This is a genomic window from Planotetraspora thailandica (assembly GCF_016863335.1).
GTDB lineage: Bacteria > Actinomycetota > Actinomycetes > Streptosporangiales > Streptosporangiaceae > Planotetraspora > Planotetraspora thailandica.
Genome location: NZ_BOOR01000025.1, coordinates 116472 through 132684, shown reverse-complemented (window position 1 = coordinate 132684; position 16213 = coordinate 116472). Strand labels below are relative to the sequence as shown.

At 69.7% G+C, this 16213-nt stretch carries 14 protein-coding genes and 1 tRNA gene; 9 read left to right on the top strand and 6 right to left on the bottom strand.

What is annotated here, in order from left to right:
• Window positions 1–284 precede the first annotated feature (284 nt).
• Entirely contained in the window at window positions 285–2657 is a 2373-nt protein-coding gene (locus Pth03_RS18420) for a helicase-associated domain-containing protein (protein ID WP_203945528.1), read from the top strand.
• A gap of 83 nt (window positions 2658–2740) precedes the next feature.
• On the opposite strand, the gene Pth03_RS18415 is transcribed toward Pth03_RS18420, so the two are convergent.
• Entirely contained in the window at window positions 2741–4036 is a 1296-nt protein-coding gene (locus Pth03_RS18415; RefSeq protein ID WP_239119143.1) for an ArgE/DapE family deacylase, read from the bottom strand.
• Between the two features lie 58 nt (window positions 4037–4094).
• On the bottom strand, window positions 4095–4640 hold the full coding sequence (locus tag Pth03_RS18410; protein WP_203945527.1) for a DUF1349 domain-containing protein: 546 nt from the start codon (window positions 4638–4640) through the stop codon (window positions 4095–4097).
• Between the two features lie 330 nt (window positions 4641–4970).
• Between Pth03_RS18410 and Pth03_RS18405 the strand changes: the two genes are divergently transcribed.
• The 4 genes from Pth03_RS18405 to Pth03_RS18390 all read left to right on the top strand — a co-directional run bounded on the left by Pth03_RS18405 (window position 4971) and on the right by Pth03_RS18390 (window position 9858).
• Window positions 4971–5552, top strand: coding sequence for an RlpA-like double-psi beta-barrel domain-containing protein (locus Pth03_RS18405; RefSeq protein ID WP_203945526.1), 582 nt, complete (start codon window positions 4971–4973; stop codon window positions 5550–5552).
• 69 nt (window positions 5553–5621) lie between these two features.
• Window positions 5622–5942, top strand: coding sequence for a GroES family chaperonin (locus Pth03_RS18400; protein ID WP_203945525.1), 321 nt, complete (start codon window positions 5622–5624; stop codon window positions 5940–5942).
• Between the two features lie 677 nt (window positions 5943–6619).
• Window positions 6620–8536 carry an ABC transporter ATP-binding protein gene (locus Pth03_RS18395; RefSeq protein ID WP_203945524.1) on the top strand — a complete coding sequence of 639 codons (1917 nt, stop codon included), beginning with the start codon at window positions 6620–6622 and terminating at the stop codon, window positions 8534–8536.
• A 143-nt stretch (window positions 8537–8679) separates the two neighbouring features.
• Window positions 8680–9858: a M20 metallopeptidase family protein gene (locus Pth03_RS18390; RefSeq protein WP_203945523.1), complete on the top strand. Its 1179-nt coding sequence runs from the start codon at window positions 8680–8682 to the stop codon at window positions 9856–9858.
• A 9-nt stretch (window positions 9859–9867) separates the two neighbouring features.
• On the opposite strand, the gene Pth03_RS18385 is transcribed toward Pth03_RS18390, so the two are convergent.
• A complete protein-coding gene (locus Pth03_RS18385; protein ID WP_239119142.1) occupies window positions 9868–10248 on the bottom strand; it encodes a TIGR02611 family protein in 381 nt (126 codons plus the stop codon).
• A 495-nt stretch (window positions 10249–10743) separates the two neighbouring features.
• On the bottom strand, window positions 10744–10911 hold the full coding sequence (locus Pth03_RS18380; RefSeq protein WP_203945521.1) for a hypothetical protein: 168 nt from the start codon (window positions 10909–10911) through the stop codon (window positions 10744–10746).
• A 47-nt stretch (window positions 10912–10958) separates the two neighbouring features.
• Between Pth03_RS18380 and Pth03_RS18375 the strand changes: the two genes are divergently transcribed.
• Window positions 10959–11786 (top strand): patatin-like phospholipase family protein, encoded by an 828-nt coding sequence (locus Pth03_RS18375; protein ID WP_203945520.1) that lies wholly within the window; start codon window positions 10959–10961, stop codon window positions 11784–11786.
• 88 nt (window positions 11787–11874) lie between these two features.
• Window positions 11875–12294 carry a nitroreductase/quinone reductase family protein gene (locus Pth03_RS18370; RefSeq protein WP_203945519.1) on the top strand — a complete coding sequence of 140 codons (420 nt, stop codon included), beginning with the start codon at window positions 11875–11877 and terminating at the stop codon, window positions 12292–12294.
• 81 nt (window positions 12295–12375) lie between these two features.
• Here Pth03_RS18370 and Pth03_RS18365 read toward each other — a convergent pair whose 3' ends face one another.
• A complete protein-coding gene (locus tag Pth03_RS18365; protein ID WP_203945518.1) occupies window positions 12376–12666 on the bottom strand; it encodes a hypothetical protein in 291 nt (96 codons plus the stop codon).
• Between the two features lie 96 nt (window positions 12667–12762).
• Window positions 12763–13875, bottom strand: a complete 1113-nt coding sequence (locus Pth03_RS18360) for a substrate-binding domain-containing protein (RefSeq protein ID WP_239119141.1) — start codon at window positions 13873–13875, stop codon at window positions 12763–12765.
• Window positions 13876–14290: 415 nt separating this feature from the next.
• Between Pth03_RS18360 and Pth03_RS18355 the strand changes: the two genes are divergently transcribed.
• Both Pth03_RS18355 and bla read left to right on the top strand, forming a co-directional pair.
• Window positions 14291–14364 (top strand) — tRNA-Ile (locus Pth03_RS18355).
• Window positions 14365–15027: 663 nt separating this feature from the next.
• Window positions 15028–15975 carry a class A beta-lactamase gene (gene bla / locus Pth03_RS18350; protein WP_275413134.1) on the top strand — a complete coding sequence of 316 codons (948 nt, stop codon included), beginning with the start codon at window positions 15028–15030 and terminating at the stop codon, window positions 15973–15975.
• The last annotated feature ends 238 nt before the right edge of the window (window positions 15976–16213 follow it).

Here is a 16213-nt window from a genome sequence, read left to right as displayed (position 1 = left end):
CAGCCAGATCTTGCTAGCGCAAGACATCGGTCCGCCGGCCTCGGAGCGCTCCCGTGCAGCCCGGAATGCACGGGAGCGCCCCCTGGCAGGCGGCCCGTCTGACATGAATGCTCGGCACGTCGGCGCCGGATGTGCTGAGATCGAACCGTAATCAGTGAACGGCCTGTCCGTTTCATAGCGATCAATAGCGAAATATCGTGATCTCGTAGCTTGTGACATGCGATCCCCCGTCACGGGCGTGATCAATATCACGGTCGCTTCCTGAGACATCCGAGAGATCTGTGATGGACGATCACCTAATCGGCTGGCTGACTGCTCTCGACGAAGACCGGCTCGCCCGCGTGCTGGCCAACCGCCCGGACGCCCTCGCCGCTCCGTGGCCCCGCAGGCTGGACGCGCTCGCCCAGCGGCTGACCGACGGCTTCGCCCTCACCGAGGTCATGCGCGGCCTCCCCCTCCCGCCCCTGGAGATCCTTCAGGCGTGCCTGGTCATCGGCGGGCGTCCGACCGAGGACGAGCTGGCCCGGTTCCTCGGCGTGAGCGCCTCCGAGGTGATCCCGTGGCTGGACCGCCTCTACGACCACGCGCTCGCCTGGCCCGGCCTCGACGGCAGAATCACCCTTCCCGGCGCCGTCGCCCGATGGTGGGCCGCGCCGTGCGGGCTGGGTGAGCCGCTGTCGTCCTATCTCGACTCGTGGATGCTCAACACCGAGGCGCTGCGCCGGCTCTGCCGCAACCTCGGCCTGCCGTACCAGGGGGGCAAGCGCAACGCGGCCGTGAAGGTCGTCGCGTCGCTGAGCGATCACGAACGGCTCGCCGCGCTGGTGGGCGAGGCGCCGGACGGCACGCTGGGCATGCTCGACGACTTCGCGTGGGACGGTCCTGTCCGCAGCGTGGACGGCAACCGCTTCGTCACGCCGGGCACGCCGGAGCGGTGGGCCGCCGACCACGGGCTGCTCTTCCGGACGCAATGGGATGTGGCGGAGATGCCCCGCGAGGTCGCGCTCGCGCTGCGCGGCCCCGACTACCACGGTCCGTTCACCCCCGACCCGCCCCACCTCGGCACCGTGCACGCCGACGCCGAGGCGGCCGGCCATGCGATGTGCCTGGCCGCTCCGCACGCGGTCGACCGGGCCACCGCGCTGCTGGAGAACGCCGGCAAGACTCCGCTGCCGTTGCTGAAGAACGGCGGCGTGGGCGTGCGCGAGATCCGCCGGGTGGCCCGCGAGACCGGCAGCTCCGAGGACGAGACGCGGCTGCTGCTCGAGGTCTGCACGGTCGCCCGGCTGATCGCCCTCGACGACGACGAGGGCGGCCTGGTGCCGACCGACAGGTTCGACGCGTGGAGGCTGGAGGACGCCCCCGCCCGGTTGCGGGTGCTGGTCGCGGCGTGGTGGCGGATGGAGCGCTCGTCGCTGCGGCGGCCCGCGGGCCGCTACCCGACCGTCCTCGGCGACGACCCCGCCGGGGAGACGATCGCCAGGATCCGGTGGGCCGTACTCGGTGCGGTCGCCGAGATCCCGGAAGGCAGGGCCTTCGCCTCGCTGCCGGAGCTCGTGCAGTCGGTGCGCTGGCGGGCTCCGCTGCTCGACCCCGAACTGCTCGCCGAATGCGCCCCCGCCGTACTGGAGGAGGCTCAGCTGTTCGGGTTGTGCACACACGACACGCTGACCGGCCTCGGGCGGGCGCTCGCGGCGCTGTCCGCGATCGCCGGCAACGAGGGCGACGCCGACGCGCCCCAGGTGGAGCACGACCCGGCGCTCGCGAAACAGTCCGCCGCCGCCCTCGCGGGGGCACAGCGCACGGCCCTGTTCGGCGCCGACCTGACCGCCGTAGTCACCGGGCCGCCGTCGGTCGAGCTGTCGTCGCTGCTCGACCGGGCCGCCGACCGCGAGTCGCGCGGCGCCGCCTCGGTGTGGCGCTTCAGCCCCGCGAGCGTACGGCGGGCACTGGACGCCGGAGAGGACGCCGACCGGCTGCTCGCCGAGCTGGCCGCCGTCGGCACGCTCCCCCAGCCGCTGACCTACCTGGTCCACGACGTGGCCCGGCGGCACGGCGAGGTGACGGTGTCGTCGGTCGGCTGCATCGTCCAGGGCTCCGACCCGGGGCTGCTGGCGGAGATCGCGGCCCATCGCAAACTCGGCAGGCTCGGGCTGCGCCTGCTGGCCCCCACCGTGCTCGCCGGGTCGGCGCCGGCCGGCGAGACGCTGGCGGCCCTGCGCGAGGCGGGGTATGCGCCCGTGCCGGTCGACGACACCGGGCAGATCACGATCCGCCGGGCGCCCGGCAGGCTGACGCTGCTGCCGGGCGGGCGGGTGGCCGAGCTCGACCCCCCGGCGGCGCTCCTCGAACCCGCTCCCGATCCGCGCGAGCACGCCCGCCGGCTGCTCGTCAGCGCGCGTTCGTCCGGGCCGGGCGGGCAGACGTGGGCCGTCATCGGCCGCATGGCCACCCGCCTGCCGACCGCGCAGCAGTCCCTGCTCGGGTTCGTGGTCGACCGCGACGTGCGCGCGCTCATCACCCTCGCCGACGGCGTCACCGCGACCGTGAGCCACGGCGAGCTGCGCAGCGGCGTGCTGGACGCGTGGTGTGAGGAGGCGGGCGACTACCTCGAGTTCCCCCTCCACGAGATCGCGTCCGTCACCAGCACGTACTGACCCCGCTGGTTCGCCGGGAAGACGCCGTAGGCGGTGCATCGGGAAGCTGCACGTGCATCCTGAACGTACGCTGAGTGGGCCCCCTAGATCACGGTGCACCGGCGCAGGGCAAGCAGGGCCAGCGCCCGCGTGACGTCGCGCAGCTCACGCAGGTCGACCTGCTCGCGCGGGGCGTGCGCAAGCCGTACGTCGCCCGGGCCGTAGTGCAGGGTGGGGATGCCACCCGCCGCGTACAGGCGCAGATCGCTGCCGTACGGCGCGGCCGCGGTGTCGGGATGCGTGCCGGGACGCGCGCCGCCGGCGTCGGCGACCGCCCGGGCCGTCTCGGCGAGCAGCGGATGTCCCTCGGGCAGGCGACCGCTCGCGAACTGCCCGCCCGGCCAGGTCACCGTGACGGGGTGAGCCCGCAGCCAGGGATCGTCCAGCTCCGACAGGGTGCGCTCGAAGGCCGCGCGCGCGTCGGCGGGGTCCTCGTCGAGGCGCACGCCGAGCCGTCCCTCGGCCACCAGCAGGTCGGGCACGCTGCTGGACCAGTCGCCCGCGTGCACGGTGCCGATCTCGATCGGGTACGGCGTCGGGTTGCCGGCGAACAGCGGATGCGGGTCGCGGTTGCGCTCCCGCTCCAGGCGGCGCACGGCCTGGAAGACCGGCCAGAACGCCTCGACCGCGTTGACGCCCTCGTAGCGGGTGGCACCGTGCGCGGCCTTCCCCGGCACCTCCAGGCGGAACGTGAGGGCACCCGCAGCCGCCGTGATGATCTTGCCGCTGGTGGGTTCGGCGATCACCGCCGCCTCGCCGGTGTGGCCCCGGGCCAGCGTGGCGAACGCGCCCAGCCCTCCGTCTTCTTCGCTCACAACGCAGTGCAGGGCGAGCGGGCGCGCGAGCCGTACGCCTGACCGGCGGATCGCCCGGACGACGGCGATGTTCGCCGCGAGACCGGCCTTCATGTCACACGCGCCCCGGCCGTGCAGCGTGGTGCCGCTCACGCGGGCGCCGAACGGGTCCTGCCCCTCCCATTTGGCCGGGTCGCCGATCGGCACGACGTCGACGTGACCCTGGAGGACGAGCGCGGGGACGCCCTCGCCCTCGGTGACGGCGACCACTCCGTAACCCTCGGCGCGTTCGGCCTCCGTGCCGGGAAAGCCGTCGCGGGAGCGGAGCCCGTCGAGGTCGAGCCTCCACATGTCGACGTCGAGATCACACTCGGCCAGCATGCGGGCGCACCGGTCCTGCAGGTCGGACTCGGCGTCCGTGCCCGTCACGCTCGGGACGCGGACCAGTTCGGCCAGCAGGCGCACGGTCTCCGCCTCGTCGACGGCGTCGAGGACCGCGGCCTCGGCGTTCGTCAGATGGCCGCTCGCTGGGGTGATGTCGTCCATGCGGCGACTGTACGGCTTTCGCCCCCGGCGCAGGAGTTGTGGGATCCGGGGCGCCTGCTCAGGAGACGGACAGGTGGGTGAACCTGGTCTCGAATCCGGCGCCCCTGGGTGCGGCGCACATCGCGCCGGCGATCGCGGGCACCCCCGGCGGGAAGTAGGCCAGGCGCAGCATGTGCACCGGCTCGGCGCCGTCCAGGCCGTACCGGACCGTCACGGCGTCGCCCGAGCGTTCGAGGTCGACGGTCACCAAGGCGGGCACGCCGGGGGCGGCGGTCACCGACCAGTCGGAGAAGCCGCGGGTGACGACCACGCTGAGCTGGTGGGCGCCGTCCACGAACTCGACGCCCGCCTTGATCCAGTTCTCCTCGTCGATGCGGAGGATCGCGCCGGCCTGGTCGTACTGATCGGCGTAACGCGCGGAGAAGGTCGCCGTGACCCGCGCGTCTCCCTCGATCTGGCGGCCGAACATGTGGGCCGTGTCGAAGGAGTATCCGTAGTGCGCCTTCTGCCACAGGTCGGTGTCGGGGTCCGCGACCACGCGCAGCCCGTCCTCCGTGTCCCAGTCACGAGGCTCGTTGATCCACTTCCAGGCGTCGAACGACATCCTGCGATCTTGCCATGCCCGCTCACCGTACGGCCAGAGCGGGCGAATCCGGACAAGATAGATCTACCATCCGATTAGCGTGCTTTGCCCCGTTTACCCTCTCTTTAGTTATAGTTGGCGCATTAGTCATGCTTTGGCATGAAACATCCCCCCAGATCGTAAAGCCGTCGTGTTCCCGGCCCCACGGGAACGTGTCGCCCCCGCCCGATCACACGCACGCCGCGCCTGGGCCGCAGTGCCCACGCGCCGCGCCGCATCCGCCGACCTAACGGAGGCCTTCCGCGACGGCGCCCGCTCCCCCGCGGGTGCGATCGCAGCGAAAGGACCCCCATGCACAAGCGAACGTGTCAGGCGTTCCTCACCGCGTCCCTCTCCGCTTCCCTCACCGCGTTTCTCTCGGCGTTTCTCACGGCGTTTTTCACTGTGGCGGCCTGCGCCGCCACCACACCGGCCGCCCAGGCCATGATCATGTCTCCCCTCCCCTATCCCGCCGCGTCGGCCGCCTCACCGTCTCCCGCGCCGTCTCCCGCGCAGGCCGCCCCGTCACCGGCCCCGCACCTGCCGTCCGGTACGGCGACGGCCACCTCCTTCTGGGACTCCGGGACCGCGTCAGGGCTGCCGATGAGCTACGAGACGATCGCGAGCCCCTACTGGCCGCTCGGCACCAGGGTGCGCATCTCCTACGAGGGCAGGAGCGCCGTCGGCGTCGTGCAGGACTTCGGCCCGGCGGAATGGGCGGTCGCGCAACACGACATCCCGGCGATCGTCGACCTGTCGGAGAAGATGATGGCCGGGCTCACCGGCGCGCGGTCCAACAGCGTGCACGTCAAGTTCCAGGTCCTGTCATGGGGAACCGGCCGCGTCTACCGGCATTCGGGCACCGGCTACGACCTCGCCATGGGACGCGGCTGACCCCGTCCCACCGGCCCGGCGCCGGCCGGCGATGACCGGAGTCGCACGCCGCACGCGTAAACTTCCACCGTGCCCGACCCGAAGTTCGAGATCCAGATGCTCCACGACCGCGTCATGGTCAAGGTGGAGCCGGACACCGAGGAACGCCGCAGCAGCGCGGGCATCGTCATCCCCGCCACCGTCAAGATGGCCAACCGGCTCGTCTGGGGCGAGGTCTGCGGCGCGGGTTCCAGCGTGCGCGCCGTCAAGGCCGGCGACAAGGTGCTGTTCAACCCCGAGGAGCAGGACGAGGTCGAGGTGCAAGGCCAGGTCTACCTCGTCATGCGGGAGCGTGACCTGCACGCCGTCGCGACGCAGCAGACCGACCACGGCACGGGCCTGTACCTGTAACCGTTCCCCTCGCGGTCCCGCGACGCCGACTGCTCGTTCCTCCAGAATCACACTTCTGGAATTCGGGTTCCGGCTCGTCATGAATACCGTCCGCGGCGGGTCTCCCGTGGTGAAGCGCTAAAACCGAACGGAATTCCGTACGGTTTCTGAATGGCGGCTCTCCGCCCTCTCGAGCAGGTGCGGAAATGCCCTCGTCTTCGCACCCCGCACACCCGGGTCTCATGCCGGCGGCCCATCCGTCTCCCTCCCGCCCGCCACCCGGGACGGCCCCGCCGTACGCCGGAGGGGCCCTGGCTGGAGTCACACCCGCTCAGGCCGATCACGTGAATGCCCGTGTGCGCCGGGCTTTCCGGCCAGGGCGGCCCGTGCCGTGCCGACGTTCGACGCGAAATTACCGAGCCAGTCCTGAAAGCGCTTTGATCTTCGCTTTGGCGACCGGGCCCTAAACCAGTGACGAGGTACATTCCCGGCGCTTTCTGCGGCCGACGAGATCGCCCTTCGGGAAGGAATGGCTAAAAACCAGCGCCAATCGGCACTTTCCCGGCGATTTGTGACGTTATCGGGGGTAATGTCCCGTTTGTCAGACCTCGTGAAAAACTGACAAGGGAGGGATCGATGAGCATTAGCACCCTCTTCCCCACGGGGAGCAGCACCAGTAGCTGGGGTGGCTGGCGGAGGTGCGGCTGTCGCCGGCGGTGGCGCTGCAGGCGCCGGTGCTGGTGGTGAGTTCCCTGCCACAAGTAGAAGGGAGCCGGCGGGTCACCCGCCGGCTCCCCCCATTCCCGCCGGGTCGCGCGGGGTCCGATGCCGCGGACGTCGCCCCGCTCGCCCCGATCCGCAAGAGCCTGCGGCGCTTCTGGCCTTACACCCGGGGCCTGCGCCGGTTCTTCGTCGTCGGCGTGGTCGCCGCCATCGTTGCCACGGCCTGCGAGGTCGTGGCCATCAGCCTGTTCGGGCGCATCACCGACGAGGTCCTCGGCAGCGGGGATCTCGGCGCGTTCTGGAGACCCGCGGCGGCCTGGATCGCCCTCGCCGCCGTGGCCGCCGGGGCGTCGTTCGCGAGCGCATACGCCGCCGCGGTCGGCGGCGAGCGCTTCCTGCTGCGCCTGCGCGACGGCGTCTTCGACCACTTGCAGACACTGACGCCCGACTTCTTCGACAACCGGCGGCTCGGCGACATCATGGCCAGGCTCACCGACGACATCGAGGCCATCGAGGAACTGGTGGTCTCCGGTCTCATCCGGCTGATCACGGCCCTGATCAGCGTGGTCTTCTTCGCCACGGCCGCGGTGTTCCTGCGCTGGGACCTCGCGCTGGTGACGTTCGCACTGATCCCCGCGTTCGTGCTCGTGTCCAAGGGCTTCACCGGGCGCTTCAGGAAGGCGGCCGCGCGTGAGCGCCTCAACAACGGCGTGATGAACAGCGCCATCGAGGAGGCGTTGTCCAACCAGGCGCTGGTCCAGGCGCACAACAGGCAGGAGACCGAGTCCGAGCGGCTGCACGCCGCCGGGCGCGGCTGGCTGCTCGCCAATCTCGCACAGGCGCGGCTGTCGGCCCTGTACGGCCCGGCCGTACAGGTGGTGGAGACGGGCTGCCTGCTCACCATCATCGGGGTCGGCGCGTGGGAGATCGCGTCAGGACGGCTCACGCTGGGCGGGCTGCTGGCCTTCGCCGCCTACCTGGCCTACCTGTATCCGACCGTGCGGGGGCTCGGGGAGACCGCGCTCACGGTGTCGGAGGCCGCCGCCGGGTCCGACCGCATCATCGAGGTGCTCGACACCCCGCCCGCCGTCGCCGAACGGCCGGGCGCGGCCGTACCGGTGGCGAGCGCTCCGTCGTCCGGCCTCGCGTCGCCCGGCCGGGGTCTCGTCGAGTTCCGCGACGTCGACTTCACCTATCCGAACAGGAGCCGGCCGACGCTGAGCGGGCTGTCGTTCACCGCGTCGCCGGGCGAGCTCATCGTGTGCACCGGGCCGAGCGGCGTAGGCAAGTCGACGGTGGCCAAGCTGCTGCTGCGCTTCTACGACCCCACAGGCGGCCGCATCCTGCTCGACGGCGTCGACATCGGCGAGATGCCGTTCCACACGCTGCGCGAGCACGTCACGCTGCTGCAGCAGGAGAACCTCCTGTTCTCGGGCACCGTGGGCGACAACATCGCCTACGGCAGGCCGGGTGCGGACCGGGCGGACCGGGCGGACCGGGCGGACATCGTCAGGGCAGCGGTGGAGGCCGGAGCGCACGACTTCATCCGGGCGCTGCCGCAGGGGTACGACACGCCCGTCGGCCAGCGCGGGCGGCTGCTGTCGGGCGGGCAGCGGCAGCGGATCGCCATCGCGCGGGCGATCCTGCGCGACACTCCCGTGCTGGTTCTCGACGAACCCCTGACCGGGCTCGACGAGCCGACCGCGCAGCGGATCATGGAGCCGCTGCGCCGGCTGATGGCCGGGCGCACGACCATCCTGATCACCCATGACCTGCGCCTGGTCCCGGACACGGCGGAAAAGCTCGTGCTCGAACCTCCGCGGAGTCCGGAGCGGCCGCGGCCGTTCCGGCTGTCGCGGCGGCCGATCACACGGCTGCAGGGCGTCGCCTGACGCCCGGGCGCGGCATGCACACGGCCGGCGGGCGAGGGGGGTTTCATCACCCTTCGCCGTCCGGCCATGTGTGATTTCCCGGTGATTCACGGCGCACTAGGGTGACGATGCGGCAGGCCCCCCGCCCTCGACAAGGATGTGCGATGACTCTCCAGGATGAACTGGTCCAGCTCCGTCATGCCTTACACCGCGAGCCCGAGCTCGGACTCCACCTCCCGTTCACGCAGGAGAAGGTGCTGGCCGCTCTCGACGGCCTTCCCTTGGAGATCACCACCGGAGAGCGGCTGTCGTCGATCACCGCCGTGTTGCGAGGCGGACGGCCCGGGCCGACGGTGCTGCTCCGGGCCGACATGGACGCCTTGCCCGTGCACGAGACCGCCGACGTTCCGTACCGGTCGGTGATCGACGGGCGGATGCACGCCTGCGGCCACGACATGCACATGACGATGCTGGCCGGCGCCGCCGACCTGCTCGCGGCCAGGCGCGACGACCTCGCCGGAGACGTGGTCTTCATGTTCCAGCCCGGCGAGGAGGGGCAGGAAGGCGCCAAGATCATGATTGAGGAGGGCGTGCTCGAGGCGTCCGGCTCCCGGCCGATCGCGGCCTACGCGATGCACGTCTTCTCCATGACGATCCCGCACGGGCTGGTGCTCACCAAGGGCGGGCCCGTCATGGCGGCGGCCGACACGTTGTCGGTCACCGTGCGCGGACGCGGCGGCCACGGGTCCAGCCCTCACGGCGCACTCGACCCCATCCCGGCCGCGTGTGAGATCGTGACCGCGATGCAGACCCACGTGACCCGCGCATTCGACGTGTTCGACCCGGTGGTGGTCACGGTGGGCAGCTTCCACGCCGGCACGGCCGACAACGTCATCCCCGACGAGGCCAGGTTCGAGACGACGGTCCGCACCTTCTCCGCCGCGTCCCGCGACCGCATCAGGGACAGCCTCGTACGGCTCGCGCGAGGCATCGGCGAAGCCCACGGGCTGACGGTGACCTGCGAGTTCGGCATCGGCTATCCGGTGACGGTCAACGACCAGACCGAGGCCGACTTCGCCGCGCAGACGGTGCAGGAGACCCTCGGCCAGGGAAGCTTCTTCCCATTGCCGCACGCGACGCCAGGCTCGGAGGACTTCTCGTACGTCCTGCAGGAGGTGCCGGGGGCGTTCCTGCTCGTGGGGGCGTGCCCGCCCGAGCGCGACCCGTCGCAGGCCGCCGCCAACCACTCCCCCGAGGCGATGTTCGACGATGCCGTGTTGTCGGACGGCGCCGGACTCTTCACCGAGCTGGCCGTACGGCGCCTGGCCCTCGCGGCCGGCTGAGCCGGGCTCCTACACGCCCGGCCTGGTGACCAGCGCGCGACCCTGCTCGATCAGGTCGAGGCCGACGGTGAACTTCAGCGTCGCCCAGACGATGGCGGCCGCGATGATCAGGGTCAGCGTGGCCGACAGGATGCGGACGAACCAGTTCTGCCGTTTGAGCCAGTCGGTGGCCGCCAGGACCTTCTCCTTGACCACCGCCAGGAGCTTCGACGCCCACGCGAACTCGGTCGCGAGCACGGCCAGGCCGGCGAAGACCACCAGCCAGCCGGGGCCGGGGAAGGGCACCATGATCAGTCCGGCGACGATCATGGCTGCGCCGATCACGCCTACCACGATCTTCAGGGTCAGCCGCCCCGCCGGGGTTGACCGGATGCGATCGAGAAAGCCCATCTCTCCTCGTAGAGCGCTTTTCCCCGCGTCAACGTGCTCGTCGGCCGTCGCCATACGGCTCACCCCCTATGTACACAAAGGATAATGACCCCACTTCTTCCGCGCGTGATCCCTCCTGGTGGTGATCATGCAGAAGCTCGGGAAGTACCGGGCCGACGTGGGCCAACCCTCGCCGTGATCATGCAGAAGTTCGGCGATGTGTTTCGCCACCTGCCCCTTTCCTCACCGTGATCATGCAGAAGTTCGAGGAGTGCGCGTTCCACCTGGGCAGACGCTGTACGTGATCATGCAGAAGTTCGCCCAGGTCAAATCTGACATGGGCGAACGACAACCGTGATCATGCAGAGGCTTCCAGGCCGTGGCAGCGTGCCGTACGACCCGATTGCGTGATCACGAAAATGAAACGCGCAGGTCAGCCGGGCCGGAAGCGAACTTCTGCATGATCACGACGGGAGTCGGCGCAGGCCAGGGCCACATGACCGAACTTCTGCATGATCACGGCGTGGGTTGGCCCACGTCGGCCGGGCACTCCCCGAGCTTCTGCATGATCACCCAAGGGTCGGGGCCGCCGTTCCACAACATGGCCTTGATGTCCCCGTCGACGACCACCGAAGACGTCGATCTGCACACCGAGCCGTTCACGGCCGCCATCACGGAACTCACAGGTTGATCACCCTTTTCACGGTGATCTCGGCACACATAATCGGGCTATGACAAGTGCACTGGTGCTCGGCGGCGGAGGCGTCGCCGGAATCGCCTGGGAGGCAGGGGTCGTCGCCGGCCTGCGTGAGCGTGAGGTGGACCTCGGCACCGCCGACAGGATCATCGGAACCTCCGCGGGCTCGGTCACGGGCACGCTCATCGCGACCGGCGCCGACCTGGAGGCCGCCGTCACCCATCAGGTGGCCGTCGACTCGGGGCCCGCGCCGACGGTGGAGTCCGAGGCCGTGATGGCGGCGTTCGCCATCCTGTTCAACCCGAGCCTGGACCCGCAGGAGGCGCGGCGCAGGGTCGGCCAGATGGCCCTCGCGGCGCCCACCGGACCCGCGACGGCCCGGATCGAGAGGATCGGCGACCGGCTTCCGGTCAAGGAGTGGCCTGGCCGCGAGCTCCTGATCACCACCGTGAACGCCTCGACCGGCGAGTTCGTCGTCTGGGACAGGGACTCCGGCGTCCCGCTGGTGCTCGCCGTCGCGTCCAGCTGCGCGGTCCCGATGGTCTACCCGCCCGTCGAGATCGCGGGAGAGCACTACGTCGACGGCGGTGTGCGTTCCCCCACCAACGCCGACCTGGCGTCAGGAGCCGGCGTCGTCGTAGTGCTGGAGCCGCTGGGCGCCATGTCCCCCCGTGCGAAGCTGGAAGCCGAACTGCTCGCCGTCGGCGCCGCCAGAACGCTCGTGGTCCAACCGGACGAGGCGACCCTGGCCGTGTTCGGCGGCAACGTCCTCGACCCCGCCCTCTGGGGTCCTGCGTTCAAGGCGGGCCGGGCCCAGGCCGACGTGCTCGCCGAGTCCGTCGGCGCCGTGTGGAACGCATAAGCCGCGTCGAACGCATAAGCCGTGGGGAACGCGTAAAAGCAGGCCCTACCTGACACATGGCGGCAGGAATCCGGGTCAGTATGCCGCCATGGACGACATCCGTGAGATCAACAGGAAGACGATCGACGATTTCCGGGCTCATGAGGGCGGCGGCCCTTTCGAGGGACGGCCGCTGCTCCTTCTGACCACGCGCGGGCGCCGTACGGGCAAACCTCACACCACGCCGCTGATGTTCATGCGGGACGACGAGCGGCTCGTGGTGTTCGCCTCCGCTGCCGGCGCCCCCGCCCACCCGCAGTGGCTGCACAACCTTCTCGCCGAGCCGAAGGTCACCGTCGAGATCGGACCGGAGGTCTATACCGCCACCGCGACGGTGACCGCGGGCGCGGAGCGGGAGCGGCTGTGGGCGACGGCCACCGAGATGCACCCGTTCCTGCTCGACCACGAGAAGTCCGCGGCTCCACGCGAGATCCCCCTGGTGGCTCTGGAGCGCATCCCCAAAACGTGATCCGCGGGACAGGCGAGGCGAGAGGAGGCCGGCCTGGGGTAGCCGGTCTCCGTGCCTGATCAGGCGGGACACAGGTCACGATCAGCCAAGGGAGAGTCCGTCGAATCGCTCCGCCAACGACATGTAATGTCCGGTCCACCCGTTGCTTATGGCGAGCTCCTGCAAGCTTGCAGTAGGAGCGAACAGCAATCGAAGGTCGGACAGCCTGGTCAGATCATCCCGCCGAAGCCTCTCAACGTGGTCGCGAAGGTCTGCGACAGCAGCCTCCCAGCTCTCATAGGCCGTCCAGGACGTGTCATGCGGCGCCGCCTGGACTACGCACAACACCTCCTCCATGATCCGCAACGCTTCCCGGCCGACGACTTCGTCCATGCATTCGAGCCTCACATGCTCCTCTACGGAATCCAAGATTGGGAACGCCTGCGTCGGCCGCACCCGGGCCCTCCAAGAGCGAACCGGATCACCCGGTCAGCGAGTGACGCCCCCGGCAGGCGGCGGAGGAGACGGTTCGGCCTGCGGTGACGGCTGCGGGCTCGGGCGCGGTCCCATGGGGCCTCGGGCCGGCCCGGCCGCCAGCCCGGCCTGCGCGAGCGTCAGCAGGCCGTCCTTGACGAGGGCCTGGGCGATGTTGGCTCCCGTGACCAGGACCGGCGGGATGATCACAGCTGGAATCGACACCGTGGTCCCGTTGTCCACCATGGCCGTGCCGTACACGACCTTGCCCGTGCCGACGTCGACGGCCAGGCGGGCCGCGTTGCGCGCCTCCGGCTTGATCGGCTTGTAGACCGTCATCGTCTGCCTGCCGAGCACGACCCGCCGCAGGGCCGCGACCTCCGCGTCCTGCCCGGTCAGGGGCAGGCCCGGCCGTACGCGTGCCTCGCGCATGGCCGCGTCCACCCCGGCCGCCATGCCGTCGTCGGCCACATAGACGCCGATGACCTCGTTCGCGCCGAGGACGGCGAACGCGTGCGCGGCGGCCGCGGCGGCCATCTCTGCGTTCCTCGTGGGGATGTCGTACTCCCTGCCGATCGTCACCTGCCCGTCCAGCACGGCATGGGCGCCCGCCTTGACGTCGCCCGCGGCGGGGTCGGCGGGCGACGCGTTGATCATCACGATGGACCCGCGCCGGAGGTCGCCCCCCGCTTTGAGCGCATCGAGCAGCGCCCGCGCCTGCATCCTGCCGATCTCGACGTTGTCGTACGACGTGTAGGCGTCGATCGGGCCGCGGGCCAGCCGATCATAGGCGACGACCTTGGCCCCGAGGATCTTCGCCTTGGCGACCGACGAGGCGATCTTCCGCACGTCGACGGCGTCGAGGATGAAGACCTTGACCCCGTCGAGCAGCATCGCGTCGATCTGCCGCTGCTGGCGCGCGTGGTCGCGGTCGGCGTTGGCGTAGACGACCTCGCAGCGAGGGCACAGCGAGGCGATGGCGGCGGTGATGAAGGGCCGATCGTAGTTCTCGTAGCGCACGGCCCCCCGCTCCGGAAGCAGCAGGCCGATCTTGAAACCGTCCCGGACCGTGCCCACCGCCCCCATCGGAGCGTCGGCGCCGTCCTGCCTCGCGCCGCATGCGGTCACCCCGGAGAGGAAAGTCAGGAAGACACCTGCCGCCGCGAAGCGAAACCGTTGTCTCCCCACAGCAAACCTCCCGGATTAACTGCAAGAGTCATTTCATGCCGTACCCGAGCATTTGCCACATAACGCCCAGGCATACGCCGTACAGGCCGTGCGATGGGGCGTTCTTGGCGTCGATCACCCAGGCTGAACCTTCACCGCGGCACCCGCCTGGCCGGCCGATGGCCCGCGCCAGGTGTTTCCGATTCGATGATCGGCACGCGTTCTCCCGTACGGCCAAGCCGTGCTGCGGGCCGTCCGGGCCGTCAGCGCACTATTGAGGACGAAGGCTGCATCCACGGATCCGATGACGATCACTCGGGATCCTCCGTTGGGACGATCCACGGAGGGTCTAAGTTGTGAGAGACTCCTCCATTGCGGGGCGGTAGCTCAGCCGGTCAGAGCATCGGACTCATAATCCGTGGGTCGTGGGTTCAAGTCCCACCCGCCCTACTCAGTTTGATCAGGGATAGTCGCCTGAGCTGTGGTTTCTCTCTTGATCGTGATTTCGCTGGGATGCAGCCGTAGGTCACCGAGAGCCGCGGTTTGTCGCCGTTCACGGGATGATGCTGGTCACGTTTCCGCAGGTCGTGTTGCGGTTCGTAGACCTCTGCGGGATGAGACTCCACCCGCAGAACGCCCCAGGGTCCAGGAGCGATCCGAGACCTGGGGCGAGAAATCCGCCGGTCACGCCCTGGACGTGATGCTCAGGGTCTACGCCAAGTGCATCGATGGGCGTTGAAGCCAGAGGGACACGGCCGCGTGGCGCAGGTCGTACGGCCTCGCCGCAAGTGGCGAGGCAATCTGATCAGGTGTGAACGCGTAGGTCCTGGCTTGCTTCCAGATCTTGGCGTACGCCGAGCCGGCGATCACGCCGCCCGTACTCGTGCGAAAGAGCCGGCCGTCCTTAGTCCGGCATTCTTGGCATCCTCCAGCGCCGTCAACGGCAACGAAGCCGCTTCGAGCGAGCGCAGGGCCGTTGCGATCTCCGGCGAGGGAACGGGGCGACGGTCGGCCGGGAGATCGGCTGTGGTTCGAGCGGATGTCGGTGGTGTGCGTTAGCTTGAGGTCCGTGATCGCGTAGAGCTCCGGGCAAATGAAGCGGGTACCTACCAAATGTCTTTTGAGCAGTCCGGCCCGTCTCGCCGTGCCTTGCTGGTAGCCGCAGTTCTCCTGCCGCTGGCGGGGTGCGACGCTGGTGGTCGCTCAGCCCCCGGGGCATCCCCGGCTCCGGTTCGCCGCTCAGCCAGCACCCCGACGCCGGTTCGCAGCCCCGCCAATTCCCTGGACAGTTCGCGGTTCGCGGCGCTCGAACGCAAGCACGGTGCCCGTCTGGGCGTGTACGCCCTGGCAACCGGTACCGGCGCCACGGTGGCCTATCGCGCGGACGAGCGTTTCGCGTTCTGCTCCACCTTCAAGACACTCGCCGCGGCGGCGGTCTTGCACCGAAACCCACTCGGTCACCTGGACAAGCGCGTCACCTACACCGGGGCCGACGTCAACTCCATCTCGCCGATCACCAAAGATCACATCGCGGCCGGAATGACCATCAGGCAACTGTGTGATGCCGCCATCCGCTACAGCGACGGCACGGCCGGCAACCTGCTGATGCGCGACATCGGCGGTCCGGCGCAGTTGACCGCCTACCTGCGCGGACTCGGAGACACCATCAGCCGCATGGACCACTACGAGCCCGAGTTGAACAGAGACCGCCCACAGGACCCGCACGACACCACCACTCCCCGGGCCATCGCCGCCGACTACCAAAAGCTCGTGCTTGGTGACGCGCTGACCGCCGACAAACGCGCCCTGCTCAAAGACTGGCTCGAACGCAACACCACCGGCGCCAAACGCATCCGGGCCGGGCTTCCCAAGGGATGGACGGTGGCTGATAAGACCGGAACCGGCGACTACGGCAGGGCCAACGACATCGCCATCGTGTGGCCGCCCCACTCCGCCCCGCTCGTGGTGGCCATCATGTCCGACCGATCCGGATACGACACCCCGCCTAAAGAATCCCTGATCGCCGAAACCACAAGGCAGCTCGTCTCCGCTCTCATCTAACCTGCTTCACCACCTCCAGGCAGGAGACGAATCCGGGCCGTGAGCCCCAAGCATTCAAGCCGATTCGACAACGGCCGGCCGGGGTCGTTCATCGTCGAGATCTTCGACAGCACGGACCCAGGTTGGGATCTCCGCTGCCGCTGACCCGACGAGCCGATCCAGGGTCGCGGTCAACTCCTCTGCAGACGAGACCCGAATGCCTGTCTGCACATGCGACGGCTCGTCCCAGTTGACTCGC

Excerpts from the sequence above, each read along its gene's own strand:
- Pth03_RS18420 (WP_203945528.1), top strand. The coding sequence starts at position 285 with ATGGACGATCACCTAATCGGCTGGCTGACTGCTCTCGACGAAGACCGG.
- Pth03_RS18415 (WP_239119143.1), bottom strand. The coding sequence starts at position 4,036 with ATGGACGACATCACCCCAGCGAGCGGCCATCTGACGAACGCCGAGGCC.
- Pth03_RS18410 (WP_203945527.1), bottom strand. The coding sequence starts at position 4,640 with ATGTCGTTCGACGCCTGGAAGTGGATCAACGAGCCTCGTGACTGGGAC.
- Pth03_RS18405 (WP_203945526.1), top strand. The coding sequence starts at position 4,971 with ATGCACAAGCGAACGTGTCAGGCGTTCCTCACCGCGTCCCTCTCCGCT.
- Pth03_RS18390 (WP_203945523.1), top strand. The coding sequence starts at position 8,680 with ATGACTCTCCAGGATGAACTGGTCCAGCTCCGTCATGCCTTACACCGC.
- Pth03_RS18385 (WP_239119142.1), bottom strand. The coding sequence starts at position 10,248 with ATGGGCTTTCTCGATCGCATCCGGTCAACCCCGGCGGGGCGGCTGACC.
- Pth03_RS18375 (WP_203945520.1), top strand. The coding sequence starts at position 10,959 with ATGACAAGTGCACTGGTGCTCGGCGGCGGAGGCGTCGCCGGAATCGCC.
- Pth03_RS18370 (WP_203945519.1), top strand. The coding sequence starts at position 11,875 with ATGGACGACATCCGTGAGATCAACAGGAAGACGATCGACGATTTCCGG.
- Pth03_RS18365 (WP_203945518.1), bottom strand. The coding sequence starts at position 12,666 with ATGGACGAAGTCGTCGGCCGGGAAGCGTTGCGGATCATGGAGGAGGTG.
- bla (WP_275413134.1), top strand. The coding sequence starts at position 15,028 with ATGTCTTTTGAGCAGTCCGGCCCGTCTCGCCGTGCCTTGCTGGTAGCC.